22 protein-coding genes and 1 tRNA gene are annotated in these 26,912 nt (G+C 52.7%); 6 read left to right on the top strand and 17 right to left on the bottom strand.

What is annotated here, in order from left to right; all coding sequences use genetic code 11:
- Window positions 1-18 precede the first annotated feature (18 nt).
- From wecC to trxA, 6 genes are all read right to left on the bottom strand, one after another.
- Window positions 19-1,281, bottom strand: coding sequence for a UDP-N-acetyl-D-mannosamine dehydrogenase (gene wecC, locus V2154_RS24290; RefSeq protein WP_353504368.1), 1,263 nt, complete (start codon window positions 1,279-1,281; stop codon window positions 19-21).
- Window positions 1,278-2,408, bottom strand: coding sequence for a non-hydrolyzing UDP-N-acetylglucosamine 2-epimerase (gene wecB / locus V2154_RS24285; protein ID WP_353504367.1), 1,131 nt, complete (start codon window positions 2,406-2,408; stop codon window positions 1,278-1,280). Before wecB ends, wecC begins: the two co-directional genes overlap by 4 nt.
- A gap of 73 nt (window positions 2,409-2,481) precedes the next feature.
- Window positions 2,482-3,540: an ECA polysaccharide chain length modulation protein gene (gene wzzE / locus V2154_RS24280; RefSeq protein WP_353504366.1), complete on the bottom strand. Its 1,059-nt coding sequence runs from the start codon at window positions 3,538-3,540 to the stop codon at window positions 2,482-2,484.
- A 40-nt stretch (window positions 3,541-3,580) separates the two neighbouring features.
- Entirely contained in the window at window positions 3,581-4,660 is a 1,080-nt protein-coding gene (wecA, locus tag V2154_RS24275; protein WP_353504365.1) for a UDP-N-acetylglucosamine--undecaprenyl-phosphate N-acetylglucosaminephosphotransferase, read from the bottom strand.
- Window positions 4,661-4,940: 280 nt separating this feature from the next.
- Entirely contained in the window at window positions 4,941-6,200 is a 1,260-nt protein-coding gene (rho, locus tag V2154_RS24270) for a transcription termination factor Rho (protein ID WP_013577536.1), read from the bottom strand.
- A 417-nt stretch (window positions 6,201-6,617) separates the two neighbouring features.
- Window positions 6,618-6,944, bottom strand: coding sequence for a thioredoxin TrxA (gene trxA, locus V2154_RS24265; protein ID WP_353504364.1), 327 nt, complete (start codon window positions 6,942-6,944; stop codon window positions 6,618-6,620).
- Between the two features lie 118 nt (window positions 6,945-7,062).
- On the opposite strand from trxA, the gene rhlB reads away from it, so the two are divergent.
- Together rhlB and gppA are read left to right on the top strand one after the other, a co-directional pair.
- Window positions 7,063-8,361: an ATP-dependent RNA helicase RhlB gene (gene rhlB, locus V2154_RS24260; RefSeq protein WP_353504363.1), complete on the top strand. Its 1,299-nt coding sequence runs from the start codon at window positions 7,063-7,065 to the stop codon at window positions 8,359-8,361.
- Window positions 8,362-8,367: 6 nt separating this feature from the next.
- On the top strand, window positions 8,368-9,873 hold the full coding sequence (gene gppA, locus V2154_RS24255) for a guanosine-5'-triphosphate,3'-diphosphate diphosphatase (protein WP_353504362.1): 1,506 nt from the start codon (window positions 8,368-8,370) through the stop codon (window positions 9,871-9,873).
- A 70-nt stretch (window positions 9,874-9,943) separates the two neighbouring features.
- Here gppA and rep read toward each other — a convergent pair whose 3' ends face one another.
- Complete coding sequence (rep, locus tag V2154_RS24250) at window positions 9,944-11,962, bottom strand: DNA helicase Rep (protein ID WP_353504361.1); 2,019 nt, start codon at window positions 11,960-11,962, stop codon at window positions 9,944-9,946.
- A 175-nt stretch (window positions 11,963-12,137) separates the two neighbouring features.
- Between rep and ppiC the strand changes: the two genes are divergently transcribed.
- A complete protein-coding gene (gene ppiC / locus V2154_RS24245; protein ID WP_034794724.1) occupies window positions 12,138-12,419 on the top strand; it encodes a peptidylprolyl isomerase PpiC in 282 nt (93 codons plus the stop codon).
- A gap of 203 nt (window positions 12,420-12,622) precedes the next feature.
- Here the strand turns inward: ppiC and ilvC are convergent, their stop codons facing one another.
- A complete protein-coding gene (ilvC, locus tag V2154_RS24240; protein WP_353504360.1) occupies window positions 12,623-14,098 on the bottom strand; it encodes a ketol-acid reductoisomerase in 1,476 nt (491 codons plus the stop codon).
- A 173-nt stretch (window positions 14,099-14,271) separates the two neighbouring features.
- On the opposite strand from ilvC, the gene ilvY reads away from it, so the two are divergent.
- Window positions 14,272-15,153 (top strand): HTH-type transcriptional activator IlvY, encoded by an 882-nt coding sequence (gene ilvY / locus V2154_RS24235; protein WP_353504359.1) that lies wholly within the window; start codon window positions 14,272-14,274, stop codon window positions 15,151-15,153.
- 57 nt (window positions 15,154-15,210) lie between these two features.
- Here the strand turns inward: ilvY and ilvA are convergent, their stop codons facing one another.
- From ilvA to V2154_RS24200, 7 genes are all read right to left on the bottom strand, one after another.
- A complete protein-coding gene (ilvA, locus tag V2154_RS24230) occupies window positions 15,211-16,755 on the bottom strand; it encodes a threonine ammonia-lyase, biosynthetic (RefSeq protein ID WP_353504358.1) in 1,545 nt (514 codons plus the stop codon).
- Between the two features lie 5 nt (window positions 16,756-16,760).
- On the bottom strand, window positions 16,761-18,611 hold the full coding sequence (gene ilvD / locus V2154_RS24225; protein WP_353504357.1) for a dihydroxy-acid dehydratase: 1,851 nt from the start codon (window positions 18,609-18,611) through the stop codon (window positions 16,761-16,763).
- Between the two features lie 118 nt (window positions 18,612-18,729).
- Window positions 18,730-19,659: a branched-chain amino acid transaminase gene (locus tag V2154_RS24220; protein ID WP_034794715.1), complete on the bottom strand. Its 930-nt coding sequence runs from the start codon at window positions 19,657-19,659 to the stop codon at window positions 18,730-18,732.
- 16 nt (window positions 19,660-19,675) lie between these two features.
- A complete protein-coding gene (ilvM, locus tag V2154_RS24215) occupies window positions 19,676-19,939 on the bottom strand; it encodes an acetolactate synthase 2 small subunit (RefSeq protein WP_034794713.1) in 264 nt (87 codons plus the stop codon).
- A complete protein-coding gene (gene ilvG / locus V2154_RS24210; protein ID WP_353504356.1) occupies window positions 19,936-21,582 on the bottom strand; it encodes an acetolactate synthase 2 catalytic subunit in 1,647 nt (548 codons plus the stop codon). The genes ilvM and ilvG overlap by 4 nt, the downstream gene beginning before the upstream one ends.
- 137 nt (window positions 21,583-21,719) lie before the next feature.
- Window positions 21,720-21,821, bottom strand: coding sequence for an ilv operon leader peptide (ilvL, locus tag V2154_RS24205; protein WP_015699153.1), 102 nt, complete (start codon window positions 21,819-21,821; stop codon window positions 21,720-21,722).
- A gap of 131 nt (window positions 21,822-21,952) precedes the next feature.
- Window positions 21,953-23,191 (bottom strand): MFS transporter, encoded by a 1,239-nt coding sequence (locus V2154_RS24200; protein WP_353504355.1) that lies wholly within the window; start codon window positions 23,189-23,191, stop codon window positions 21,953-21,955.
- A gap of 363 nt (window positions 23,192-23,554) precedes the next feature.
- On the opposite strand from V2154_RS24200, the gene V2154_RS24195 reads away from it, so the two are divergent.
- Window positions 23,555-25,096, top strand: a complete 1,542-nt coding sequence (locus tag V2154_RS24195) for a YifB family Mg chelatase-like AAA ATPase (RefSeq protein WP_353504354.1) — start codon at window positions 23,555-23,557, stop codon at window positions 25,094-25,096.
- A gap of 25 nt (window positions 25,097-25,121) precedes the next feature.
- On the opposite strand, the gene V2154_RS24190 is transcribed toward V2154_RS24195, so the two are convergent.
- Window positions 25,122-25,460, bottom strand: a complete 339-nt coding sequence (locus tag V2154_RS24190) for a MaoP family protein (protein WP_034794706.1) — start codon at window positions 25,458-25,460, stop codon at window positions 25,122-25,124.
- Window positions 25,461-25,578: 118 nt separating this feature from the next.
- On the opposite strand from V2154_RS24190, the gene hdfR reads away from it, so the two are divergent.
- Window positions 25,579-26,406, top strand: a complete 828-nt coding sequence (hdfR, locus tag V2154_RS24185; protein WP_353504353.1) for an HTH-type transcriptional regulator HdfR — start codon at window positions 25,579-25,581, stop codon at window positions 26,404-26,406.
- A gap of 383 nt (window positions 26,407-26,789) precedes the next feature.
- Here the strand turns inward: hdfR and V2154_RS24180 are convergent.
- Window positions 26,790-26,865 (bottom strand) — tRNA-Trp (locus V2154_RS24180).
- Window positions 26,866-26,912: the final 47 nt, after the last annotated feature.

Here is a 26,912-nt window from a genome sequence, read left to right as displayed (position 1 = left end):
TACCTCCGGCCAAGATGATCAGCGCCAAACCCCTTTGGTATCAACAATCCAGGACTGTTTAACCCGATCGGCGGGGATCGCTTTAAAGATTTTGTGATCGACCAGCATGACCAGCAGATCGGCATGCTTCAGCGCGTCGTCCAATGAATGCAGCGTAACTTTGTCGCTCAGCGACGCGGGAAGCTGATGCACGTGAGGCTCGACGGCCCACGTCTCACCAGCGTGCCAGTCAGCAATAAGTTTGCTGACTTCCACCGCCGGACTTTCACGCAGATCATCAATGTTCGGTTTGAAAGCCAAACCGAAACAGGCAATTTTAATCTCTGATGCCCGTTTGCCGGTGGCGGTAAGGCAGTCGGCAAGCTGAGCTTTCACCCGATCCACCACCCAGTGCGGCTTGCTGTCGTTAACTTCGCGCGCGGTGCGGATCAGCTTCGACTGCTCGGGGTTCTGCGCCACGATAAACCAGGGGTCAACCGCGATACAGTGGCCGCCAACGCCGGGACCGGGCTGCAAAATGTTAACGCGCGGATGGCGGTTGGCCAGCGCAATCAGCTCCCAGACATTAATACCCTGCGCATCACAAATCAGCGACAGCTCGTTGGCGAAAGCGATATTGACATCACGGAAGCTGTTTTCAGTCAGCTTGCACATCTCGGCGGTGCGCGAATTGGTCACCACGCACTCACCTTGCAGGAAAATATTATACAAATCGCAGGCGCGCTGAGAGCAAACGGCGGTCATTCCGCCAATTACACGGTCATTTTTAATTAATTCAACCATCACCTGGCCGGGCAATACGCGCTCAGGGCAGTAGGCAATATTGATATCAGCGCGGTCGCTCTCTTGCTGCGGGAAGCTCAAATCAGGGCGGCACTCTGCCAACCATTCGGCCATCTGCTCGGTCGTGCCGACCGGCGAGGTCGATTCGAGAATCACCAGATCGCCCTTTTTCAGCACCGGCGCAATGGAGCGCGCGGCGGCTTCAACATATTTTAAGTCCGGCTGATGCTGGCCTTTAAACGGCGTAGGCACCGCAATCAAAAAAGCATCGGCAGGATAAGGGCGGGTTGATGCTTCAAGGAAACCTTCATCAACGGCCTGCTTAACCAGCGCGTCGAGGTCAGGCTCGACGATGTGGATGCCACCACGATTAATGGTATCGACCGCGTGCTGGTTGATATCTACGCCAATGACTTTTTTCTGGCGCGAAGCAAAGGCCGCGGCCGTCGGCAATCCGATGTAGCCCAGCCCAATGACGGAAATCGTATGGAAGCTCATGGTGATACTCGATAATTCTTCAGTGCGTCTAAAATACGACGGCAAGCCTCGCCGTCGCCGTAAGGATTGTGCGCCCGGCTCATGCTTTGGTAGGCATTTTCGTCATTGAGCAAACGGGTCACTTCTTCGATCACTTTTTGCGTTTCTGTTCCGACTAATTTGACCGTGCCCGCGCTGACAGCTTCCGGCCGCTCGGTCGTCTCACGCATGACCAACACCGGTTTGCCGAGCGACGGCGCTTCTTCCTGAATACCGCCAGAATCGGTCAGGATCAGGTAGGACTTATCCATCAAATAGACGAAAGGCAGATAATCTTGCGGTTCAATCAGGATGACATTATCAATGCCATGCAAGATGCGGTTAACCGGCTCACTCACATTCGGGTTGAGATGGACCGGATAGACAATTTGCACTTCAGGGTGCTTCAACGCGATGTCGGCAAGCGCATTGCAAATCCGCTCAAAACCGCCGCCAAAGCTCTCCCGACGATGGCCGGTGACTAAGATAAGCTTCTTATTTTCATCGATAAACGGATAGCGGGCCGCCAACTTTTCGATCAGCGCCGCATCGCCCTGCACGCGGTCGCGAACCCACAGCAAGGCATCGATCACCGTATTACCGGTGACAAAGATGTCGTCAGCATCAATAGATTCGTGCAGCAGGTTGGCGCGGGAGGTCTCCGTCGGGGCAAAATGCCACTTCGCCAAGTGCGCCGTCAGCCGCCGATTCGCCTCTTCAGGCCACGGCGAAGAGAGGTCGCCGGTGCGCAGACCGGCTTCAACATGCCCGACGGGGATCTGCTGGTAAAACGCGGCCAGGCTGGCGGAAAAAGTGGTGGTGGTATCGCCATGGACCAAAACGATATCTGGCTTAAAGTCCTGAAGTACTGGCTTTAAACCCAGAAGAATGCGGCTGGTGATTTCGGTCAGGTCTTGCCCTGGCTGCATAATATTAAGATCGTAATCAGGTACGATACCGAACAGATGCAGGACTTGATCGAGCATTTCACGGTGCTGCGCCGTGACGCAGACTTTTGACTCAAAGGCATCATCCTGAGCCAACGCGTGCAGTAAAGGGGCCATTTTGATGGCCTCTGGTCGTGTGCCGAATATGGTCAACACTTTCACAATGAGTCTCTCTTTTCGGTTAGGCCGGGTGCGTTCCTACCGGCCAGACGAAATATCGTCTTTATTAAATGAGTTACGCGGCTGTGCGGCTCCGGCGTTTCGCCAATGCAATGCCAGCACCTACCAATGCGCCAACGGCACCCCACATGATCATCAGGAAAGCTCGGCGCGGACTGTCGCGTTTCACCGGCTCTTCAGGGGTACGCAGGTAGCGGTAAGTCTGGAAATGGGCCGTCAATGTAGGCCCAACATTTAGCGTCGCAAGCATGGCTCGGTTTTGGTCATAGTCGAGGTCGTAACTCGGCCCCGAGGCCTGTAGCAATTCAGCCCGCGCCTTGAGCATTGGCACACCTAACAGGAACATGTCGGAATTGGGCAACTGCTCGGCCGGGGTGTCCGTCCGGCTGCTGCTAATGTTCTGCTGTTGGGCTATCTTCAATGCTTGCTGGGTATTGTTCATTTGACGCTGGAAAATAGACTGCGCGACGGCTTCCTGACGTTTAACCTGCGCTTTCATCGACTGAGTTCTTGCAGCCCATGCGCCTTGCAGTTCATCAAACAGGTGTTGTGCCGCGCGTTTGCTGGCGAAATTAACATATTCACGCAGCAGTTTATTGGCATCAGCGGAGGTTTCGGCGGTCAGTTTCACGCTGTCGTTCGGCACTTTCAGCGCATCTCTTGCGGTAAACTGAATGTCGCTAATCATGTCATCGAGCAGGGCAGCATCGGCACGCGCGTCGCCCTCTTTACGCTGCTGGTAATAAGGGCTGTGCAGCCAGAAATCGCGACGCGTATCGTAGGAAGCCAGCTGCATCACAAACTCGCTGTAGGCGTCGTCAGAAATCGTTGGCTGGACGCCCAGCGGGGCTACCGCATTGCGCGTATCGAGATTGCGTAAGAACTGCGCCTGAGAAAAATAAGAAGCGAGGTTGTTAACCGTTGGCCGATCGGTGATCGCCGTCGAGCTCCACTCCTGCTTCATTAAATAGGAGGAACCCAAGGCGATAACGGCAAACAGCAGCCCAATACCTAAAATCCACAGTTTTCCGCTCCAAAGAGCGCAACATAAGCCACGAATATCCAGCTCATTATCGATGGATTGAACCTCGGTTACTTTCGTCTCTGACTTCATCAAAGCTTTCAAACCTCTAAATAATGACTGATTGATAACATCACTTTGCGTGGCGAAGACGTCTTTTAATCCGCTTCAACAAGCGAGCTACCCGCCATGCACGTTTAATGCAGTAGCCATAAAATAAAAATGCCAGCAGGAACAGTATCAACATTAACCATTCAGGTACAAACCCGAGATTTTCACCAATTACGCCAATGGCGGCCAACAACGCGGCGGCCAGTGTAATTAATACAAACGCCTGCCGAGGGCTAAAGCCCGCACGCATTATAAGATGGTGGATATGCTGCCTGTCCGGCGAGAAAGGGCTCATACCTTTGCGGAGACGGCGGTACATAATGGCAATCATATCCATCAGGGGAATAGCAATAAGCCACAGTGCCGTTACCGGGGTCATTGGCGCAGCAACGCCCTGAGTGCTTTGCAGCAAAATCCAAATGGCAGTGAAACCGATTAATGTACTGCCGGCATCCCCCATAAAGACTTTATACCTTGGGCCGAAAACGCCGAGATTGAGCAATATATAGGGTAATGTTGCAGCAATCATGGAGAAGCACCACAGAGCCAGCTCCATGTGCCCACTCCTATACATGACAATGCCCATTGCGCCGAAGGTTACGCTCGATAACCCGCCGAGCAGCCCATCAATACCATCGACCATGTTGAATGCGTTAATGGCCGCCCATACGGCAAATAGCGTAATAGGATAGCCAAACGGCCCCAATACCATGGCCCAAGGCCCGATAATATGGCCCAAATCCTTCAAAATCAGTCCGGCGAAGTACATCATCACTATCGCGACCAATGCCTGCACTAATGCGCGAATTTTAATACTGATATCAAAGCGATCGTCCATTGCACCGACAAATACCAGCAATCCCGCGCATCCGAGATAAAGCGAGCTATGGGCAATAGGGTAATCAGTGATCAGGAAAGTGAAACAGATCCCGGCAAATACAGAGATGCCACCCACCAGAGGGATCAAACCTTGGTGCTGCTTACGGTAATTAGGTTTATCAACTAAGCCGACTTTCTTGGCAACTTTTCGAGCCACAAATAAAAAGGCTAAAGAAAATAAGAAGATAATGAAGAGTTCAGTACTCATATTGAGTATGTTCACAGTAAACAGATCTCTGCAAATAGATAAGGCTGCTGATGGCCAACGTCATAAAATCTCATAGCCTTAGTGTCATATCCTTTGGTGACAATTAGGGTCTTTAACCGATAAATATGTCTTTTCCTAATCGCCAGGCAGGGTAGAGAAAGAGTCGCTGAAAGACTATCGGCGCTTATCCTAAATGTATCTCTTTTCAGAAGTTGCCATATCGTAGCCGCCATAAACAAAAAACGCCACGGATTAGCGTGGCGTTAGCTGACTTTTACAACAAATTGACGTCAAATTATGAACGTTTCATCATGTCGAAGAAATCATCATTGGTTTTGGTCATCGCGAGCTTATTAATGAGGAATTCCATCGCGTCAATTTCACCCATTGGATGGATGATTTTGCGCAGGATCCACATTTTCTGCAGCTCTTCAGAAGTGGTGAGTAACTCTTCTTTACGGGTACCAGAACGGTTGTAATCGATAGCCGGGAAGACGCGTTTCTCAGCGATTTTACGCGCGAGATGCAGTTCCATGTTGCCGGTACCTTTAAATTCTTCGTAGATAACTTCATCCATTTTAGAACCGGTATCCACCAGCGCCGTAGCGATGATAGTCAGGCTGCCGCCCTCTTCCACGTTACGTGCCGCACCGAAGAAGCGCTTTGGACGGTGCAAGGCGTTAGCATCCACACCACCCGTCAACACTTTACCGGACGCAGGCACCACGGTGTTGTAAGCACGAGCCAGACGCGTGATGGAGTCCAGTAAGATGATGACATCTTTCTTGTGCTCAACCAGGCGCTTCGCCTTCTCAATAACCATTTCTGCAACTTGCACGTGGCGAGAGGCTGGCTCATCGAAGGTAGAGGCGATCACTTCGCCTTTAACCAGACGCTGCATCTCTGTCACTTCTTCCGGACGCTCGTCAATCAGCAGCACCATCAGTACGCAATCAGGATGGTTGTAAGCAATGCTGGTGGCGATATTTTGCAGCAGCATCGTTTTACCGGCTTTCGGCGGTGCCACGATCAGGCCACGCTGGCCACGGCCAATTGGAGAAGCTAAGTCGAGTACGCGAGCGGTTAAATCTTCGGTGGAGCCGTTGCCGCGTTCCATACGCAAACGGGAGTTTGCATGTAACGGGGTTAAGTTTTCGAAAAGAATTTTACTGCGGGCATTTTCTGGTTTGTCGTAGTTAACTTCGTTAACTTTCAACAGGGCAAAATAACGTTCGCCTTCTTTAGGGGGACGAATTTTACCGGAAATGGTGTCTCCAGTACGGAGGTTGAAGCGGCGAATTTGGCTTGGAGAAACGTAGATGTCGTCGGGACCGGCGAGGTAGGAACTGTCTCCAGAGCGGAGGAAACCAAATCCATCCTGCAATATCTCCAGTACGCCATCACCGAAGATGTCTTCTCCGCTTTTCGCATGTTGCTTCAGAATTGAAAATATAATGTCTTGCTTGCGCATACGGGCTTGGTTTTCCAGCCCCATATTTTCGCCGAGTGCAATCAGGTCAGAGACCGGCGTGTTCTTTAATTCGGTAAGATTCATAATGGTGGGTTCTTAAACTCGGGGTATGTCTCGAACATCTGTCGTGAATGGGTATGGCAGGGTCATCCATGCCTGTTTGTGTAGGACACTCAATTAGCAGTTTCTGAATATAGGCCACAGGCAGTCGCACGCGGGCTATTCAAGATGGGAAGACTGATATTTGAAGGTGTCTTAAAGCCGATTTTGTCAAAACCGTTAGATTGTCAAAGCACAGTGCCGATTAAAGTTATTGTTATAAAAGCGACTTTATAGGTCTAGGCAGATGTTTTTGACACAGAGTAAAACGTTAGAATCAAACTACAGGTAAGCTCTATTTGCAGTGAGAGTAAACTTAACACGCTTATTGACAGGCGTCTAGCGGACAATATGAAAAACACGTCAGCCCGCTAAACACCTGGAGTGGGTCATCCCGACCGATTACAGATTTGCAGTCAGGAATTCTTTCAACTGACTTTTAGACAGTGCGCCAACCTTAGTTGCAGCGACTTCACCATCTTTAAATAACAGCAGCGTAGGAATACCACGGATGCCGTATTTAGGTGCTGTACCTGGGTTTTCATCGATATTCAGCTTCGCGATGGTCAGCTTGCCTTCGAACTCAGTGGCAATCTCATCCAGAATCGGAGCGATCATTTTACAAGGACCACACCATTCAGCCCAGAAATCGACCAGAACCGGCGCTGTGGCCTTCAATACATCATTGCCGAAACTGTCATCGGTTAGGTGAATAATTTTATCGCTCATGTTCTACTCCAAAGGATTATCTTTACCTTGTTGATGTAGCATTAACCAACATTAGGTTGACTTTATTTCACCGGATACGCTTTCGTAAAGCAATAGTTAGCTGATATTCTACCACACTATGAGCAAAACACACTTGACCGAACAGAAGTTTTCCGACTTCGCCCTGCACCCGCTTGCAGTTGAAGCCCTTGAAAAGAAAGGCTTTCATTACTGTACTCCTATTCAGGCATTGGCATTGCCAATCACGCTCGCTGGGCGTGATGTTGCAGGTCAGGCGCAAACCGGTACCGGCAAGACGCTGGCTTTTCTAGCGTCTACTTTCCATTATCTGCTTTCTAACCCGGCTGCTGAAGGTCGCCAGACCAATCAGCCACGTGCCTTAATCATGGCACCGACCCGCGAATTAGCCGTGCAAATTCACTCGGATGCAGAAGCACTTTCCGAGTCCACCGGTTTGAAACTGGGGCTAGCCTATGGCGGCGACGGTTATGACAAACAATTAAAAGTCCTGGAAAGTGGCGTTGATATTCTCATCGGCACTACCGGCCGCTTGATTGATTACGCCAAGCAAAACTACATCGATTTAGGCGCCATTCAGGTTGTGGTTCTCGATGAAGCTGACCGTATGTTCGATCTCGGCTTTATCAAAGACATCCGCTGGTTGTTCCGCCGCATGCCGCCGGCTAACCAACGCCTTAACATGCTGTTCTCAGCAACCCTTTCCTACCGTGTGAAAGAGCTGGCGTTCGAAAATATGAATAACGCCGAGTCGATTGAAATCGAACCGGAACAGAAAACGGGTCACCGAATTCAAGAAGAGCTGTTCTACCCTTCAAATGAAGAAAAAATGCGCCTGCTGCAGACGCTGATTGAAGAAGAATGGCCAGATCGCTGCATCATCTTCGCCAACACCAAACATCGCTGTGAAGACGTCTGGGGCCATCTGGCTGCCGATGGTCATCGCGTAGGTTTGTTAACGGGTGATGTGCCGCAGAAGAAACGCCTGCGCGTGCTGGAAGATTTCACAGCGGGTACCCTGGATATTCTGGTCGCCACCGACGTTGCCGCCCGTGGTTTACATATCCCAGCCGTTACACACGTATTCAACTACGACTTGCCTGACGACTGTGAAGACTACGTTCACCGTATTGGCCGTACCGGCCGTGCTGGCTTAAGTGGTCACTCTATCAGTCTGGCTTGCGAAGAATATGCGCTAAACCTGACGGCGATTGAAACTTACACCGGCCACAGTATTCCGGTTAGCAAATACAATAGCGATGCCCTGTTGACTGACTTGCCTGCACCAAAACGTTTGGCCCGTTCCCGTACTGGAAACAACGGTCAGCGTCGCAACAGCAATTCTTCATCACGCCGCAGCAGCGCGCCTCGCAATAATAACCGTAAACGCACGGGCTGATTTACTATGCTGAGCTCCACCTCATTATATGCCGCAATCGATTTAGGCTCGAACAGCTTTCACATGCTGGTTGTCCGTGAGGTGGCAGGCAGCATTCAGACGCTGGCGAAGATAAAACGCAAAGTCCGTCTGGCCGCCGGCCTTGATAAAGACAACCTGCTTTCTCAGGAAGCCATGCAGCGCGGCTGGCAATGTCTGAAGCTGTTTTCAGAGCGCCTGCAGGATATCCCTCGAGATCAAATTCGCGTGGTCGCCACGGCAACCTTGCGTTTAGCCAGTAACGCCGATGAATTCTTGCAAAAAGCGCAGGAAATCCTCGGTTGTCCGGTTCAGGTTATTGCTGGCGAAGAAGAAGCTCGCCTGATTTATCACGGCGTGGCACACACCACCGGCGGTCCCGATCAGCGTTTGGTGGTTGATATCGGCGGCGGCAGCACGGAATTAGTCACCGGAACTGGCGCACAGGCCACGGCGCTCATCAGTTTGTCGATGGGCTGCGTCACTTGGCTTGAACGCTACTTTGGCGATCGTAATCTGGGTAAAGAGAATTTCGACAAAGCGGAACAAGCCGCGCTCGATATGATCACCCCGGTTGCGCCTCGGCTATTGGCCAATGGCTGGCAGATTTGTGTTGGCGCGTCAGGCACCGTTCAGGCGCTGCAGGAAATCATGGTGGCTCAGGGCATGGATGAACGCATCACCCTCGCCAAGCTGCAACAGCTGAAACAGCGCGCTATCCTCTGCGGCAAGCTTGAAGAGCTAGAGATTGAAGGCTTAACGCTGGAACGTGCTCTGGTTTTCCCAAGCGGCCTGTCGATTCTTATCGCCATCTTCAAAGCTCTCAATATCGAAACCATGACCCTTGCTGGCGGCGCGCTTCGCGAAGGTTTGGTGTATGGCATGCTGCACTTGCCTATCGAGCAAGATATTCGCCAGCGCACCTTACGCAACCTCCAGCGTCGCTATCTGCTAGACAGTGAACAGGCTAACCGCGTCGCGCAACTGGCGGAGAACTTCTCGCTGCAAGTCGCCAGTGGCTGGCAGTTGGATGCCCGTGCTCGGGAGCTGTTGAACAGCGCCTGCCTGATCCATGAAATTGGCCTCAGCGTCGACTTCAGGCAAGCTCCGCATCATGCCGCGTATTTAATTCGCCATTTGGATTTACCGGGCTTTACTCCCGCCCAGAAAAAGCTGCTGGCAACGCTGTTGCAGAACCAGAGTCAGGCATTAGATTTGCCTCTGCTCAGCCAGCAAAACGCCGTACCGCCGCGCCAGGCCCAGCGTTTATGTCGCATCTTGCGACTGGCGATTATCTTTGCCAGCCGTCGTCGCGATGACACGCTTCCGGCCGTGCGCCTGCGCGCCAACGAGGACGATTTGAACGTGATTGTCCCTCATGGTTGGCTGGAGCAGCATCCACTGCGCGCAGAAGAGTTAGAGCAGGAGAGCCATTGGCAGAGTTACGCCCACTGGCCGTTGTTCATCGAAGAGAGTGGTAAGCCAGCTGTCTGATTGGCTCTGAAGTGACGTAAAATAGTAAAGGCGACCCAGGTCGCCTTTTTTGTTGCTGTTTTGCGAGCTGCTATTTTTTGGCGTTTGCCAGCTGAGCGCGGATCTTCTCCAGGTGGCTCTGCCCTTTGACCATACGCTCTTGCGCACTCACCACTTTACGCTCGGTTTCCCACTCAAGGTCATCCTGCGGAAGCTCCAGCAGGAAACGACTCGGCTCGGGGCGGATCAGCTCGCCGTACTGACGGCGTTCGCGGCACAAAGTGAAGATCAGCTCTTTCTGCGCGCGGGTGATCCCCACATAGGCAAGGCGGCGCTCTTCATCAACATTGTCTTCATCGATGCTGCTCTGGTGAGGCAGCAGCCCCTCCTCCATCCCGACCAAAAAGACGTAGGGGAATTCCAGACCTTTCGAGGCATGGAGGGTCATCAGTTGAACCTGATCCAGTTCTTCATCACTTTCGCCGCGCTCCATCATGTCTCGCAGGGTAAAGCGCGTCACCACCTGAGTTAGCGTCATCGGCTCGTCGAGATCGGTGCCTTCGAGCATTTCCGTCATCCAGCTAAAGAGCTGGTTAACGTTTTTCATGCGCATTTCTGCGGCTTTCGGGCTTGGCGAGGTTTCAAACAGCCAGCTTTCATAATCCACGCCGTGGATTAAGTCGCGCACGGCGGCCACCGGCTCTCTCTCAACACGGTCAGCGATGGTTCCCATCCAATGGGTGAAGCGCTGCAATGACTCCAGCCCGCGGCCGGTGAGATATTGGCTTAATCCCATGTCGAAGCTGGCTTTGAATAAGCCTTTATTGCGCTGATTTGCCCACTCCCCCAGCTTTTGCAGTGTTGCCGCACCAATCTCACGGCGCGGCGTGTTCACAATGCGCAAGAACGCGCTGTCATCGTCAGGGTTGGTCAGCACGCGTAAATAGGCCAGCAGGTCTTTAATTTCAGGCCGCGAGAAGAATGACGTGCCGCCGGAGATGCGATAAGGAATGCGGTTTTGCATCAGCATCTTTTCAAATAGCCGCGACTGGTGGTTGCCACGGTACAGAATGGCGTAGTCACCATAGTCAGTCTTATTCATGAAGTGATGGGCAATTAGCTCGCCCGCCACCCTTTCCGCCTCGTGATCTTCGTTATTGGCAGTGATGACTTTGAGTGCTTCGCCATAGCCCAGCTCGGAGAACAGACGCTTCTCGAACACGTGTGGGTTATTGGCAATCAGGATGTTGGCGGCTTTGAGAATACGTTGCGACGAGCGGTAGTTCTGTTCCAGCTTGATCACTTGCAGCGCAGGGAAGTCCTCTTTGAGCAGCACCAGATTCTGTGGACGGGCGCCGCGCCAGGAGTAAATCGACTGGTCATCATCCCCCACCACGGTGAAGCGCGCGCGACTGCCCACCAGCAATTTCACCATCATGTACTGGCTGGTGTTGGTGTCCTGATATTCATCCACCAGCAGGTAGCGCAGCTTGTTCTGCCAGCGTTCCCGCACCTCTTCATTGCGTTGCAGCAGTAAGGTCGGCAGCAGAATCAAATCATCAAAATCGAGAATATTACAGGCGCGCATGTGGTCGTGATAAAGGCTATAGCAGAGCGCGAAGATCTTGTCGCGCTCCGATCGCGCCAGATCGGCGGCGCGCGCTGGATCAACCAGATCGTTCTTCCAGTTGGAGATCGTCGAGATCAGCTGTTGCAGCAGCGTTTTATCTTGCTCCAGCCACTTCTCGCTCAGCTCCTTGAGCAGCGCTAACTGGTCTTGGTCATCAAACAGGGAGAAATTAGATTTCATGCCGAGCGCGGCATATTCCTTTTTGATGATCTCCAGACCCAAGGTGTGGAAGGTTGAAATCATCAACCCGCGCGCTTCTTTACGACCCAGCGTTTGCGCTACGCGCTCTTTCATCTCACGCGCGGCTTTATTGGTAAAGGTTACGGCGGCAATATGACGTGCCTGATACCCACATTGACGGATCAAGTGTGCGATTTTATTGGTGATCACCCTGGTTTTACCGGAACCAGCGCCGGCCAGAACCAAGCAAGGTCCGGTTACGAATTCGACGGCGTGTTGTTGACTAGGGTTTAATCGCATGACCTGTTTTTTGCTCACTTGATGGACAAGGAGGGCGATTGTAGCAGAAAGAGAAGCTGAGATTGACTGGCTTTAGCGCCCAATTTGCATCTATGGAACACAGGCTGGATTCCACTTGGCCGCTTGCAGGTGTTACATTACGCCTCTGGAAACTCTCTCGTAAAAAGGTCTTATCATGGCGAAAACTGCCGCAGCAATGCACATCCTCGTGAAGGAAGAAGCTCAAGCACAAGAAATTCTGGCCCAGTTGAAAAACGGTGGCGATTTCGAGAAGCTGGCTAAGAAACACTCTACTTGCCCGTCAGGCAAAAAAGGCGGCCACTTAGGCGAGTTCAAACAGGGCGCAATGGTCCCGGCTTTCGATAAAGTGGTATTTTCCGCTCCACTGATCGAGCCACAAGGCCCGCTGCACACCCAGTTCGGCTACCACATCATCAAAGTGCTTTATCGCAACTAAGTCGGCGATAACGTACCAAAAGAAAGGGCACCGCATTTTCATGCAGTGCCCTTTTTCATTCATACCCGTTCTAATGCTGGATATCCAAAATCATTCGAGTTGCGGGTAGGCGGCAACCGAAGTAAACCGATGAGCTTACACAAGTAAGTGATTCGGGTTACTAAGGGCAGCCAACACCCCCGCAGCTTGAAGGATGAAGAATATTAGCTTGCGACGGCGATACGCTTCATATCCGTCATATACCCACGCAGCTTATGGCCTACAGCTTCGATTGGGTGATTGCGAATGGCTTCGTTAACATCACGCAGCTGCGCGTTATCAACATTGGTGCCTGCAACAGATTTACCCAAATCGCCAGCTTGCAGCGTCGTCATGAACTCATTCAGCAATGGCACTGCGGCGTTAGCGAACAGGTAGTTGCCGTACTCAGCGGTGTCAGAGATAACCACGTTCATTTCATACAGGCGTTTACGCGCGATGGTGTTAGCAATCAGCGGCAGCTCGTGCAGAGATTCGTAGTAAGCAGACTCTTCGATGATACCAGCAGCCACCATGGTTTCGAATGCCAGCTCAACGCCTGCTTTAACCATAGCGATCATCAGAACGCCGTTGTCGAAGTACTCTTGCTCAGCGATTTTGCCTTCAAACTGTGGTGCGTTTTCGAATGCCGTCGCGCCAGTCTCTTCACGCCAGGTCAGCAATTTCTTATCGTCGTTAGCCCAGTCAGCCATCATGCCGCTAGAGAATTCGCCGGAGATGATGTCGTCCATGTGCTTCTGGAACAGTGGAGCCATAATGCCTTTCAGCTGCTCAGACAGCGCGTAAGCACGCAGTTTAGCCGGGTTGGACAGACGGTCCATCATCAGCGTAATACCGCCTTGCTTCAGGGCTTCGGTCACGGTTTCCCAGCCGAATTGCAGCAGTTTTTCTGCATAAGCTTCATCAACGCCGTCAGCGACTAATTTGTCGAAGCACAGCAGAGAACCGGCCTGCAACATGCCGCACAGAATGGTTTGCTCGCCCATCAGGTCAGATTTAACTTCCGCAACGAAAGAAGATTGCAGAACGCCCGCACGGTGACCGCCAGTTGCCGCAGCCCATGCTTTCGCAATAGCCATACCCTCGCCTTTCGGGTCGTTTTCTGGGTGAACGGCAATCAGAGTTGGAACGCCGAAACCGCGTTTGTACTCTTCACGCACTTCGGTACCCGGACATTTTGGAGCAACCATCACGACGGTGATGTCTTTACGAATTTGCTCGCCAACTTCAACGATGTTGAAGCCGTGGGAGTAACCCAGAGTTGCGCCATCTTTCATCAGGGGCTGAACGGCTTTAACAACGGAGCTGTGCTGTTTGTCTGGCGTCAAGTTAATAACCAAGTCCGCCTGTGGGATCAGCTCTTCATAAGTCCCTACTTTGAAGCCGTTTTCTGTCGCTTTACGCCATGATGCGCGTTTTTCTGCGATAGCTTCAGCACGTAAGGTGTAAGAAACATCCAGACCGGAGTCACGCATGTTCAAACCTTGGTTAAGGCCCTGCGCGCCACAACCCACAATCACGACTTTTTTACCCTTCAGGTAGCTCGCTTCATCAGCGAATTCGTCGCGACCCATAAAGCGGCATTTGCCCAATTGTTCTAACTGCTGGCGCAGGTTCAAGGTGTTGAAATAGTTAGCCATCGTAATACTCCGTTCTTTCTCTGAGGATGTTGTTATGTGTGGTTCACCGGTTTTGGGTGAACGCGATGAAATTACTATATGTTATGTACTGTGTTGCTTAAATTGATATATTGAGAAGATGACGTTGCAGAATATGCAACATGCTGTTCCGACTCACATTGGGGAAACCGCGCATGGATCTTCGCGATCTCAAACTCTTTTTACATCTGGCCGAAAGCCGCCATTTTGGGCGTTCGTCCAAGGCAATGCATGTCAGCCCCTCGACCCTTTCTCGCCAGATTCAGCGCCTGGAGGAAGAGCTGGGCCAGCCGCTGTTTCAACGTGATAACCGCACGGTACAATTGACCAGCGCGGGGGAGCAGCTTCGAAACTTTGCTCAGCAGACGTTGTTGCAGTACCAGCAGCTGCGTCACTCGCTCGACCAGCACGGGCCCTCGTTGAGTGGCGAGTTGCGACTCTTTTGTTCCGTGACGGCGGCATATAGCCATCTGCCGCCTATCCTTGATCGATTCCGCGCCCAGCATCCGTTGGTAGAAATCAAACTCACCACCGGCGACGCCGCAGACGCGGTCGAGAAAGTGCAGTCTGCCGAAGCCGACTTGGGTATCGCCGGGCATCCAGAAAACCTGCCATCCAGCGTCGATTTCATCCAAATTGGTGAAATCCCGATGATCCTCATCGCCCCGTCATTACCCTGCGCGGTGCGAAATCAAACCAGCGAGCCTCATCCGGATTGGTCGCAAATCCCGTTTATCCTGCCGGAGCACGGCCCGGCGCGTAAGCGAATCGACATTTGGTTTAAACGTAATCGCCTGATAAACCCACTCATTTACGCCACAGTGTCCGGCCACGAAGCCATCGTCTCAATGGTTGCCCTCGGCTGCGGCATTGCCCTGCTGCCTGACGTAGTGCTAGAGAATAGCCCCGAACCGGTGAGAAACCGCATTACCGTGCTGGAAAATGTGACGCTTGGCTCACCCTTAGAGCTAGGCGTGTGCGTACAGAAGAAGCGTCTTAAGGAGCCGCTCATCGACGCCTTCTGGCAACTGTTATAAACCTGTTTTGCGACAGAAAAAGGACAAATAAAAAGGGCCAAAAGGCCCTTTGATTTTCTAGCCCGCCAAGAAGAAACGGAAGGCCGGGTTTTCACTTTCGTTGTGGCAGTCATAGCCCAACGCGGAAAGATTTTTTTCAAACTCCGGCTCTTGCTCGGTCAGTTCAAAAGCGGCCAAAACGCGACCAAAATCTGTGCCGTGGCTGCGATAGTGGAACAGCGAAATATTCCAGTGCGTGCCTAAGGTTTGCAGGAATTTCAGCAACGCGCCCGGCGATTCCGGGAACTCGAAGCTGTAAAGCCTTTCGCGCAGAGGCTTGCTCGGGCGGCCGCCAACCATATAGCGGACGTGCAGTTTCGCCATTTCATCGTCGGAGAGATCAACGACCTGATACCCGCCGTGGTGCAGCTCGTCGATGATCTCTTTGCGTTCGACATTGCCACGCGTTAGGCGCACCCCCACAAAGATGCAGGCATCCTTGTCGTCGGCGTAGCGATAGTTGAACTCGGTGACCGAGCGCCCGCCGAGCAGCTGGCAGAACTTCAAGAAGCTGCCTTTTTGCTCAGGAATGGTCACGGCCAGCAAGGCTTCTCGCTGCTCGCCAAGCTCACAACGCTCTGAAACATAACGCAAACCATGGAAGTTCACGTTGGCGCCAGAAAGGACATGCGCCAGCCGTTCCCCCTGAATATTATGTTGTTGGACGTATTTCTTCAGCCCGGCCAAGGCCAGTGCGCCAGAAGGCTCGGCGATGGCGCGGACGTCTTCGAACAAATCTTTGACCGCGGCGCAAATCGCGTCGCTGTCGACGGTGATCACGTCGTCTAAATACTCGCGACACAGGCGGAAGGTTTCGTTGCCGATGCGCTTAACGGCCACGCCTTCAGCAAACAGCCCGACGCGCGCCAAGTCCACCGGCTCGCCAGCATCCAGCGCGGCGCGCAGGCAGGCGGAATCTTCAGCTTCGACACCAATCACCTGAATTTGCGGCATCAGCTGTTTAATCAGCACCGCCACGCCCGCCGCCAGACCGCCACCGCCAACAGGGACAAATACCCGGTCCAGATGAGCATCTTGCTGAAGCAGCTCCATCGCCAAGGTGCCCTGCCCGGCGATAACCGCCGGATGGTCGAATGGCGGGACGAAGGTCATGCCCTGCTGCTGAGAAAGCTCGACAGCTTTGGCCTTCGCTTCGTCAAAATTAGCGCCGTGCAGCAGCACTTCGCCGCCAAAATTGCGCACGGCATCCACTTTGATATCGGCGGTCGCCACTGGCATGACGATAAGGGATTTAATGCCTTTTTTGCTGGCTGAAAGCGCAACGCCCTGCGCGTGGTTGCCGGCCGAGGCCGTGATCACGCCGCGAGCAGCCTGCTCTTCAGTCAAGCTCGCTATCATCGAATAGGCACCGCGCAGCTTGAAACTGTGCACAGCCTGACGATCTTCGCGTTTAACCAGAATGGTGTTGTTCAGGCGGGAGGAGATTTTCTCCATCACCTGCAGTGGTGTGACCTGCGCCACTTCGTAAACCGGCGCGCGCAGTACGGCGCGGAGATACTCCGCGCCTCCCGGCTGGTCGGATAGGGGTTGTGATACCGCCATGACCGTTAGCCTCCCAGCTTACTCTTGTCACGCACTGCGCCTTTGTCGGCGCTGGTTGCCAGGCTGGCATAAGCGCGCAGCGCGAAGGAGACCACGCGCTCACGGCCGTGTGGAGTCCACGCCTGATCGCCACGGGCCAATTCAGCTTCATGGCGCGCAGCCAGTTCGGCGGCTGGAACATCCAGCACCATGCTGCGGTTTGGAATGTCGATATCAATCATGTCGCCATCTTTAACCAGCGCAATCAGACCGCCGCTGCCCGCTTCCGGAGAAACGTGGCCGATGGACAGACCTGAAGTACCCCCGGAGAAGCGACCGTCGGTGATCAGCGCACACTCTTTACCCAGACCCATCGATTTCAGATAAGTGGTTGGGTAAAGCATCTCTTGCATGCCCGGCCCGCCTTTCGGCCCTTCGTAGCGAATCACCACCACGTCGCCAGACACCACTTTGCCGCCGAGAATCGCTTCAACCGCCGTGTCCTGGCTTTCATACACTTTTGCCGGACCACGGAAGGTCAGGTTGGATTTATCCACGCCCGCCGTCTTAACGATACTGCCCGCCTCGGCCAAGTTGCCGTACAGCACGGCCAGTCCGCCGTCTTTGCTGAACGCGTGTTCCAGAGAACGGATACAGCCTTCCGCGCGGTCATCATCCAGCGTGTCCCAGCGGCAATCCTGCGAGAACGCTTGCGTGGTGCGAATGCCCGCCGGTCCTGCGCGGAACATTTTTTTCACCGCTTCGTCTTTGGTCAGCATGATGTCGTACTTATCCAAGGTCTCCGGCAGCGTCAGGCCGAGGATGTTTTTCACATCGCGATGCAGCAGGCCTGCGCGGTCCAGTTCGCCAAGAATAGCCAACACGCCGCCCGCGCGGTGAACGTCTTCCATATGGTATTTCTGGGTGCTTGGTGCCACTTTGCAAAGATGCGGGACTTTGCGGGACAGGCGATCGATGTCGGTCATGTCGAACTCAATCTCGCCTTCCTGCGCCGCAGCCAACAGGTGCAGAACGGTGTTAGTCGAGCCACCCATCGCGATATCCAGCGTCATGGCGTTTTCGAAGGCGGCTTTGCTGGCAATGCTGCGCGGCAAGGCTGTCTCATCGTCTTTTTCGTAATAACGTTTGGTCAGTTCAACAATGCGTTGACCGGCGGTCAGGAACAGCTCTTTACGATCAGCGTGGGTCGCCAACAGTGAACCGTTACCCGGCTGGGACAGGCCCAGAGCTTCAGTCAGACAGTTCATGGAGTTGGCGGTGAACATGCCGGAACAAGAGCCGCAGGTCGGACAGGCTGAACGTTCGATTTGCTCACTGTCGGCATCGCTGACGTTCGGGTTCGCGCCCTGAATCATGGCGTCAACCAAGTCGAGCTTGATGATTTTGTCGGAAAGCTTGGTTTTACCGGCTTCCATCGGGCCGCCGGAAACAAAGATAACCGGAATGTTAAGGCGCAGAGACGCCATTAGCATTCCCGGGGTGATTTTGTCGCAGTTGGAAATACACACCATGGCGTCGGCGCAGTGCGCGTTAACCATGTATTCCACCGAGTCGGCAATCAACTCGCGCGAAGGCAGTGAATACAGCATGCCGCCATGACCCATGGCAATACCGTCATCAACGGCGATAGTGTTGAACTCTTTAGCAACACCGCCGGAGGCTTCGATTTGTTCGGCAACCAGTTTACCCAAGTCGCGCAGGTGCACGTGGCCCGGTACGAACTGGGTAAAGGAGTTTACAACGGCAATAATTGGCTTACCGAAATCGTCATCGGTCATGCCGGTGGCACGCCATAAAGCGCGGGCGCCAGCCATGTTACGGCCGTGAGTGGTGGTAGCGGAACGGTACTTAGGCATGCTCTATTCACTCCAAATCAAGTCAATGTGCAGGTGACGTGTTCGCCACCTGCCGTATTTCTTATTTACCCTAAATCCTTCGAGTTGCATCAGTGTGGCAACGCAATTGCGGGTAAAATTATTGTGGGTTGATTGGATCCAACCAGCCCCATTTGTCTTCGGTTTTGCCGGTGAACAGGCCGAAGAATGCATCCTGGATTTTTTTAGTCACTGGACCACGTTTGCCGATACCCACCTGGATACCGTCAACGCTGCGAACTGGGGTGATTTCAGCCGCGGTGCCGGACATAAAGACTTCGTCAGCCAGATACAGTGATTCGCGAGACAGCACTTGCTCACGCACTTCCAGACCCATGTCTTTCGCCAGTTTGATGATGGCGTCACGGGTGATGCCCGGCAGTGCAGAAGAGGTGAATGGCGGCGTGAAGATAATGCCGTCTTTAACTTCAAACAGGTTTTCGCCCGCGCCTTCGGAAACATAACCGTGAACATCCAGCGCGATGCCTTCCTGATAGCCGTGGCGGCGAGCTTCGCTACCCACCAGCAGGGAAGAAAGATAGTTACCGCCCGCTTTCGCGGCAGTTGGGATGGTGTTAGCTGCTACGCGGTTCCATGAAGAAACCATCGCATCGATACCTTGCTCCAGGGCTTCTTCACCCAGATAGGCGCCCCAAGGGAACGCAGCGATGATCACATCAGTTTTGTAACCATCTGGCGGGTTTACACCCATGCCGACGTCGCCGATGAACACCAGCGGACGGATGTATGCGCTCACCAGTTTGTTGGTACGCAGGGTTTCGCGACAGGCTTCCATCAGCTCATCAACGCTTTGGCTGACTGGCATACGGTAGATCTTGGCTGAGTCACGCAGGCGCTGCATGTGTTCACGGTGACGGAACACCACTGGGCCTTTGTGGGAGTCGTAGCAACGAACGCCCTCAAAGACGGAGGTGCCGTAATGCAGTGCGTGTGACATTACGTGTACTTTCGCTTCCGCCCAAGGAACCATCTCGCCATTGAACCAAATGAAATCAGCTTTCTTCGTCATTCTCTCTTTCCTTAACTTACGCGTTGGCGCGTATTTGTTGTGATGTGTGCTGTTGGATCTCGACGCAGGCGACATCCATCAATTTGCGTAACTGTGAAGACAGTAAATCTACAGACCGCTGGCTGGCAACGGTCAATTCAATATTTATGTTTTCCGCATTTATCATAGGGGTCATATTCATCGCGCACACCTGAAAACCACGGTGGCGAACAACGCGTAAAACCCGTTCTAACATTTCAGGGCGGAAGCGAGCTTGAATTGAGACGTTATGCTGCATCATGACATTTTCTCCAACATATGTTCGTTGCCTGCGCCTGGCGGCACCAGTGGCCAGACGTTCTGGCTTTCGTCGATGGAAACCTGAAGCAAATAAGGACCTTCACTGTTGAAGAAAGCGTCCAGGGCGGCGTCGACTTGATCTTTACGGCTGATACGTTGGCCTGGGATATCAAACGCGCTGGCCAGCGTGACAAAATCGGGGTTATCAGAGAGGTTGGTTTCGCTATAACGTCCATCAAAGAACAGCTCCTGCCACTGTCGAACCATGCCTAAACGCTGGTTATCCAACAGCAGGATCTTTAACGGCAACTGTTTTCGCTTGATGGTGCCCAGCTCCTGAACGTTCATCATGAATGAGCCGTCGCCAGAAACGCAGATAACCATGTCGTTCGGGCGAGCAACCTGCGCGCCAACCGCCGCGGGGATACCGAAGCCCATGGTGCCCAAGCCACTGGAAGTGATGAAGTTTTCCGGGCGGCTGAACTGCATGTGCTGCGCCGTCCACATTTGATGCTGACCGACGTCGGTGGTGACGACGGTTTCCGCCGATTTGCGCTCGGAGATCTGCTTGAGCAACAGCGGCGCAAAGATGGCATCGCCCGGATGGTCGTAGCGAGGCTCGCCCTGCACTTTTAGCGTCATCACGCGATCGCGCCAGCTGTGGATAGACAGCGGCTGCTTCAAGGCGGGCAGCAAGGTTTTCAAATCGCCCTGCAATGCCACGTGGGCCTGACGCAATTTGTTCATCTCGGCAGGGTCGATATCCATATGGATAACGGCGGCGTGTGGCGCGAAGGTGTTTAATTTGCCGGTAACGCGGTCGTCGAAACGGGCGCCGACGGCGATCAGCAAGTCGCATTCTTGTACGGCAAGATTGGCGGCTTTGGTGCCATGCATACCTAACATGCCCAGATAGCACGGGTCGTTAGCATCTGGCGCGCCCAGGCCTTTAAGGGTGGCAACCGCAGGAATGCCGGTGGTGGCGATGAAATCACGCAGCGCCGGAACCGCCTGAGCGATGCCCACGCCGCCGCCAACGTACATCATCGGTTTTTGCGCGGCGGCAATCATATCGTAGGCCTGTTGCAGTTCGGCGATTGGATGCGCAAACTGCTCTTCAACCGGTATCAAGTGCGGCGGCAATTCGCCCATCGCCAGCTGGATATCTTTAGGAATATCAATCAGTACAGGCCCTGGACGGCCACTGGTTGCGATAGCAAACGCGTCAGCCATGATTTCCGGCAGAGCGTCCAGCGACTCAACTAAAAAGCTGTGTTTGGTGCAGGCGAGAGACAAGCCTAAAACATCGATTTCCTGAAAAGCATCAGTACCGATAAACGCCGAGCTAACCTGGCCGGTGATCGCCACCAGAGGAACGGAATCCATCAACGCGTCAGCCAGACCGGTGATTAAATTCGTTGCGCCAGGCCCGGAAGTGGCGATACACACGCCGACTTTCCCGGTTGAACGCGCGTAGCCAATGGCGGCCATGGCGGCGCCCTGCTCGTGTCGGCACAGTAGGTGTTCGACGCCACCGTCATACAATGCATCGTATACCGGCATAATTGCTCCGCCTGGGTAGCCGAAAACCATATCGACCCCCTGTGCGCGCAATGCTTGTACTACCCACTGTGCTCCGGTCATCGTTATTCTCCTGCCTTTTTGGGTTCTGCGCAGAATTTTATGCTGTTGCTCATTTTCTATTCTCGCCTCAATTTTGCTCTGACCAAAAAAAAACCCCGGACCTTTCGGTGCGGGGTTCTTTTCAGGTTCAGGCTTGTTTAATAAGCCTTTCTTCGTCCAAGTGCAGCCCCGCACGGTGGGATAATAATCACCACCACGCTAATCACGACTAGGCTAACTACTAGGAGAAGGGCTTTCATTTTTGGTTTCTTAAATTCTTCTTACGAATGATTGCCTACAGAGTTATCACAGTCAGTTGTGATATGACAACACTTTTCTTAGGTTATTACCTTTAGCCTGCTTACCATTAACTCAAAAATAGTTAATCAAATCAGGCATTCGTATGAACTTTCGCCCCAGATGATTTTATTTCACCAGAGAGCACTTTTCCGCGCGTATCACGTCCGAAGGAAACCAACACGGCAATGACGATGGCCACGGTTCCGGCCACAACGGCCATCGCTAAACCATAATTATGGTCGTTGCTTTCCGCAATGTAGGCCTGCAAGGTGGCGTTGACTGACGCCAGCAGATTACCCAGTTGGTAAACAAAGCCGGGCAAGACCGCGCGGGTGTTAGCTGGCACCAGTTCGGTAAGGTAACTCGGCACCACGCCCCACGCGCCCTGCACCATCAACTGCATCAAGAATGCGCCCAAACCGATGGTCCATACGCCACTGGAGAATGCCCATAACGGGATTACCGGAAGTGACAGTAAGGCCGCGATAATAATGGCTTTTTTTCGGCCAATTTTTTCGGAAAGTGAACCAAAGAAAATGCCGCCGATGATAGAAGCGATGGTGTAGCCAATCGCAATCAGGCTGACCGTGTGGGCATCAAATCCGTGCTGAATTTTCAGGAAGGACGGATAGAGATCCTGAGTTCCGTGGCTGAAGAAGTTGAAAGCGGCCATCAGCACCACCAGATAAACGCACAACTTCCAGTGAGATTTAAGCACTGGCAGCAAAGCCGTGCTCTCTTTGCGCTCTCTGGCGGCAAGCCATACCGGCGATTCCTGAACTTTAAACCAGATGAAGGGCAGCAGGAAAATCGGCACCGCGCCGATCACGAACATGCCTCTCCAGCCGACCACGTTCGAGAACAACCCGTAAACTACCGCGGCCAGCAGATAACCAAAGGGATAGCCCGCCTGGAAGACGCCCGACATAAATCCGCGAGAGCGATCCGGGATGGTTTCCATTGCCAGCGAAGAGGCCACGCCCCAAACACCGCCCATCGCCACGCCATAAATCACTCTTAATACTAAGAAAACGGTTAGCGAAGGCGCCGCCGCTGTGCAGAGTTCAAAGACTGAGAAGAAGGCAATATTGATCATCAATATCGGCTTACGACCATACTTCTCTGCCGCGCGTCCGAACAGCAATGCCCCTATCGGCCTCACTGCGAGGGTCAGCAAGATGGCAAGAGTCACCTCTTTGATATCCACGCTAAAAGCCGTAGCAATGTCGCTGAGTAAGAAGACGAGAATGAAGAAATCGAACGCGTCGAGCGTCCAACTTAAAAAACTGGCAATAGCGACATTACGCTGTCTGGAGGTCCAACCGAACATGGTGTGTTTCCTATCCCGGAAAAGTGTAGGGGGCGCTCATTGCTGTATCCGGAACAAATCAATGAGGCTGAAGCAGTGTTAAACAAGAAAACGAAATGTTTATTTATTGTTAATATCCAATTAAATTAAACACTCTGATTCAAAAACCAGCAAGATTATTAGTTTGCTAATTTGTTTCCAGATAGCGCAAAGTGTTAACAGCTATTGCTCAATTTGCGATCCTCCTCGCACTCTCCCCCTGCAAGTTCACCCCTGAAAATTATGTTTTCGAGCTGTGCTGGAGAGTCAGTCATCGCCTAATTCTTCGCCAGTCGATTGCGACATACTGCGTCCTTCACATGGCTTTGACGCAGGGAGATGCTGATGGCATTAGCAGTTGTTCACACCCGAGCCTCGCTTGGCGTGCAGGCTCCGGGCGTTTCGGTTGAGGTTCATATCAGCAATGGTCTACCCGCCCTGACGCTCGTTGGGCTGCCAGAAACGACGGTGAAAGAAGCGCGGGATCGAGTTCGCAGCGCCATTATCAACTGCGGGTTTACCTTTCCTGCCAAGCGCATCACCGTCAATCTGGCTCCCGCCGATTTGCCTAAGGAGGGTGGCCGGTATGACTTATCCATCGCGCTAGCCATTCTCGTCGCTTCTGAGCAGCTTTCAGGGGATAAGTTGAATGAGTATGAGTTCGTGGGGGAGTTAGGCCTTTCAGGAGCGTTACGCGGCGTAAATGGCGCTATTCCTGCTGCCTTGGAAGCTCAAAAAGAGGGCCGACGGTTAATCCTCCCCCAAGATAATCGCCAAGAGATGTCTCTGCTGGAGACGGGCGTCGCCAAAGTCGCCGATCATCTTCTGCAGGTCTGCGCGTTCTTACAGGGGGAAGCGGATTTGTGCAACGTCGAGCGCGTCGACCCCCCTGATATCTATGCGAATCAGCCCGACCTTGCTGACATCATTGGGCAGGAGCAATCCAAGCGGGCCTTAGAAGTGGCCGCCGCCGGTGGCCATAACCTGTTGCTGATTGGCCCGCCGGGTACTGGGAAAACCATGCTGGCAAGCCGCCTGCCGGCGCTGCTTCCCCCCTTAAGCAATCAAGAAACCTTGGAGACAGCGGCAATAGCCAGTCTGGTCTACAACCCAGAAGAGAATGGGAATTTCTCACGCAGCCGCCCTTTCCGCGCTCCCCACCACAGTACCTCCATGAGTGCTTTGGTCGGCGGAGGCTCTTTGCCCCGCCCTGGCGAGATTTCGTTGGCACACAATGGTGTTCTGTTTCTTGATGAACTGCCGGAATTCGAACGCAAAGTGCTTGATGCGCTGCGACAGCCCATGGAGTCAGGCGAGATCACCATCTCCCGCGCCCGCGCTAAGGTGCGTTATCCCGCCAGAGCGCAGCTCATTGCCGCCATGAATCCTAGCCCTACAGGTCATTACCAAGGGGTACATAACCGTACTCCCCCCCAACAGGTACTTCGTTATCTCAGCAGGCTTTCAGGCCCCTTTCTCGACCGTTTTGATTTATCGATTGAAGTGCCGCTACTGCCACCGGGCGTTCTGAGTTTGCAAAGCCAAAGGTTAGGCTCTCGCGCCAAAGAGAGCAGCGCACAGGTGCGTGAGCGAGTGATCGATGCCCGTGAGCGCCAGTTGGCCCGAGCAGGGAAAATCAATGCGCACATGAATAGCAGTGAAGTAGAAAAATTTTGTGAGCTTAAAAAGGAAGATGCTGAATTTCTGGAAGGGGTGCTGCACAAGCTAGGATTATCGGTTCGGGCATGGCATCGCATTCTTAAAGTGGCGAGAACAATAGCCGATCTCAATAATCAGGCTATGATTGAGAAAGCCCATATCTCTGAAGCGCTAAGCTACAGATGTATGGATAGATTGCTGCTGAAGTTACACAAAAGCCTGGCATAAAAAAACGGGGCAAAGCCCCGTTTCATTAATCATCGCTTTCCGTGTAATCTTCCACGGCGTCAGCTTGCGGCTTACCGCCAGACAACGTGTGGAATTTCTTCGGGCGACGTGTGCGAGTAATGTATTTATTCCACACTTTTTCCGCTTCGGTTGCCGGATCACGGCTGCCGCGGCAGACCTCAAGAAAGAGCTTTTCTTCCTCGGTTGCAGGTTCGCGTTTTCCCAAGTCCAGCTCATTGAAAGCAAAGCCGTAACGTTCTAGCATTTGCGCTTCTTTAATGGTGAAATCGCCATGCCGGGAGAACCCGCGAGGGTAGTGTTTATTGTCAAAAAAACGATTTGTCGTGATGAAGCTTTCCGCCATCTGACACGCTCCTAATTCTCTCATGGTCGTGCTGTTATGGCGCGGAGTATTAGATAGGCTTGACAATGTGTAAAACAAAACATTTAAATCTTAACGACAAAAAATATTGGAGATAGTTTTGGATACGGAATTACTGAAAACCTTTTTGGAGGTGAGTAGAACGCGCCACTTTGGTAGAGCCGCTGAATCCCTCTATTTGACGCAATCAGCAGTCAGTTTTCGCATCCGCCAACTGGAGACCCAGCTTGGGGCAAATTTATTCACACGCCATCGCAATAACATTCGCTTAACGCCCGCTGGCGAGCGTTTACTTCCGTATGCTGAAAACCTCATGTCCACCTGGCAAATGGCTAAAAAAGAGGTTGTACGCTCTCTACAGCACACAGAATTGTCTATCGGGGCTACGGCTTCGCTCTGGGAAGCCTATCTAACACCTTGGTTGCAATCTCTTTACACCCAGCGTGAAGCATTGCGCCTCGAAGCACGCGTGGCACTGCGGCACTCTCTGGTTAAGCAGCTGCATGAAAGACAGTTAGATCTCCTCATCACCACAGAACCACCCAAGATGGATGAGCTTTCCAGCCAGCTGCTAGGTAATTTCTCGTTACGTCTTTTCGCTTCAGCCAAGCATGACAAGACCGAACATGCGCCGTACGTGCGTTTGGAATGGGGTGCAGATTTCACGCAACAAGAAAGCAAAATGCAGACCAATGAGCAGGAACCTGTCCTAACCACCACGTCAGCACACCTGACGCGCCAGTTGTTAGAGACTACCGGAGGCTGTGCTTATCTGCCGACACATTGGGCAAAAGAGTACCCACAATTGTCGCCTTACCATGAGATCCCTCCTGTTATTCGGCCTCTGTATGCCGTGTGGCTACAAAGCAGCGATCAGCAGGTGTTGATTCGTCAATTGCTCAAAACGCCTTTAATGACCCACCTGTGATGATTTAGCACAGCACCTTTAAGCTTTCCCGTAAACGTTCAGTGCATCAATTTCAATAACTTTATTCGGCATCATTGGCGCCATTGAAAGCATTAAAGCGCCTTTAATTCCTTAACTTCGCTACTCTTTCATCCCTTCAAAATTGATCGAATATCCCACTCTGGGGATCCAGACACTCACCATATTTGAGGGTTTTCCATCCAAAGATTGGTTGAAACTACGTCATAAACTAAAAGATAAATGATGAAAAAGCCTGTCTCACATTCGGGTTGTGGCTATTTTGTGAGCAAAATAAGAAGTGAGTGCGAGGAGATATTGGCAGGTTTAGCAGGTTTGTTTAAAGCATAAAAAAAAGCCCTTCGCTTTCGCAAAGGGCCTTTATATGGCAGGGGCGGAGAGACTCGAACTCGCGACACCCGGTTTTGGAGACCGGTGCTCTACCAACTGAGCTACGCCCCTAGATTCTGCTTAACATTATGCCTGCTAAGATTAGCAGGCATAATTTA

The sequence above is a fragment of the Ewingella sp. CoE-038-23 genome, assembly GCF_040419245.1.
Classification (GTDB): domain Bacteria; phylum Pseudomonadota; class Gammaproteobacteria; order Enterobacterales; family Enterobacteriaceae; genus Ewingella; species Ewingella allii.
Note: the sequence above shows the minus strand (reverse complement) of the source record. Positions and strands in the feature narration are given on the sequence as shown.

What these genes read in the sequence shown, in the direction of transcription:
- wecC (WP_353504368.1), bottom strand. Translation starts at nt 1,281, where the DNA reads ATGAGCTTCCATACGATTTCCGTCATTGGGCTGGGCTACATCGGATTG.
- wzzE (WP_353504366.1), bottom strand. Translation starts at nt 3,540, where the DNA reads ATGAAGTCAGAGACGAAAGTAACCGAGGTTCAATCCATCGATAATGAG.
- rho (WP_013577536.1), bottom strand. Translation starts at nt 6,200, where the DNA reads ATGAATCTTACCGAATTAAAGAACACGCCGGTCTCTGACCTGATTGCA.
- trxA (WP_353504364.1), bottom strand. Translation starts at nt 6,944, where the DNA reads ATGAGCGATAAAATTATTCACCTAACCGATGACAGTTTCGGCAATGAT.
- rhlB (WP_353504363.1), top strand. Translation starts at nt 7,063, where the DNA reads ATGAGCAAAACACACTTGACCGAACAGAAGTTTTCCGACTTCGCCCTG.
- gppA (WP_353504362.1), top strand. Translation starts at nt 8,368, where the DNA reads ATGCTGAGCTCCACCTCATTATATGCCGCAATCGATTTAGGCTCGAAC.
- rep (WP_353504361.1), bottom strand. Translation starts at nt 11,962, where the DNA reads ATGCGATTAAACCCTAGTCAACAACACGCCGTCGAATTCGTAACCGGA.
- ppiC (WP_034794724.1), top strand. Translation starts at nt 12,138, where the DNA reads ATGGCGAAAACTGCCGCAGCAATGCACATCCTCGTGAAGGAAGAAGCT.
- ilvC (WP_353504360.1), bottom strand. Translation starts at nt 14,098, where the DNA reads ATGGCTAACTATTTCAACACCTTGAACCTGCGCCAGCAGTTAGAACAA.
- ilvY (WP_353504359.1), top strand. Translation starts at nt 14,272, where the DNA reads ATGGATCTTCGCGATCTCAAACTCTTTTTACATCTGGCCGAAAGCCGC.
- ilvA (WP_353504358.1), bottom strand. Translation starts at nt 16,755, where the DNA reads ATGGCGGTATCACAACCCCTATCCGACCAGCCGGGAGGCGCGGAGTAT.
- ilvD (WP_353504357.1), bottom strand. Translation starts at nt 18,611, where the DNA reads ATGCCTAAGTACCGTTCCGCTACCACCACTCACGGCCGTAACATGGCT.
- V2154_RS24220 (WP_034794715.1), bottom strand. Translation starts at nt 19,659, where the DNA reads ATGACGAAGAAAGCTGATTTCATTTGGTTCAATGGCGAGATGGTTCCT.
- ilvM (WP_034794713.1), bottom strand. Translation starts at nt 19,939, where the DNA reads ATGATGCAGCATAACGTCTCAATTCAAGCTCGCTTCCGCCCTGAAATG.
- ilvG (WP_353504356.1), bottom strand. Translation starts at nt 21,582, where the DNA reads ATGACCGGAGCACAGTGGGTAGTACAAGCATTGCGCGCACAGGGGGTC.
- ilvL (WP_015699153.1), bottom strand. Translation starts at nt 21,821, where the DNA reads ATGAAAGCCCTTCTCCTAGTAGTTAGCCTAGTCGTGATTAGCGTGGTG.
- V2154_RS24200 (WP_353504355.1), bottom strand. Translation starts at nt 23,191, where the DNA reads ATGTTCGGTTGGACCTCCAGACAGCGTAATGTCGCTATTGCCAGTTTT.
- V2154_RS24195 (WP_353504354.1), top strand. Translation starts at nt 23,555, where the DNA reads ATGGCATTAGCAGTTGTTCACACCCGAGCCTCGCTTGGCGTGCAGGCT.
- V2154_RS24190 (WP_034794706.1), bottom strand. Translation starts at nt 25,460, where the DNA reads ATGGCGGAAAGCTTCATCACGACAAATCGTTTTTTTGACAATAAACAC.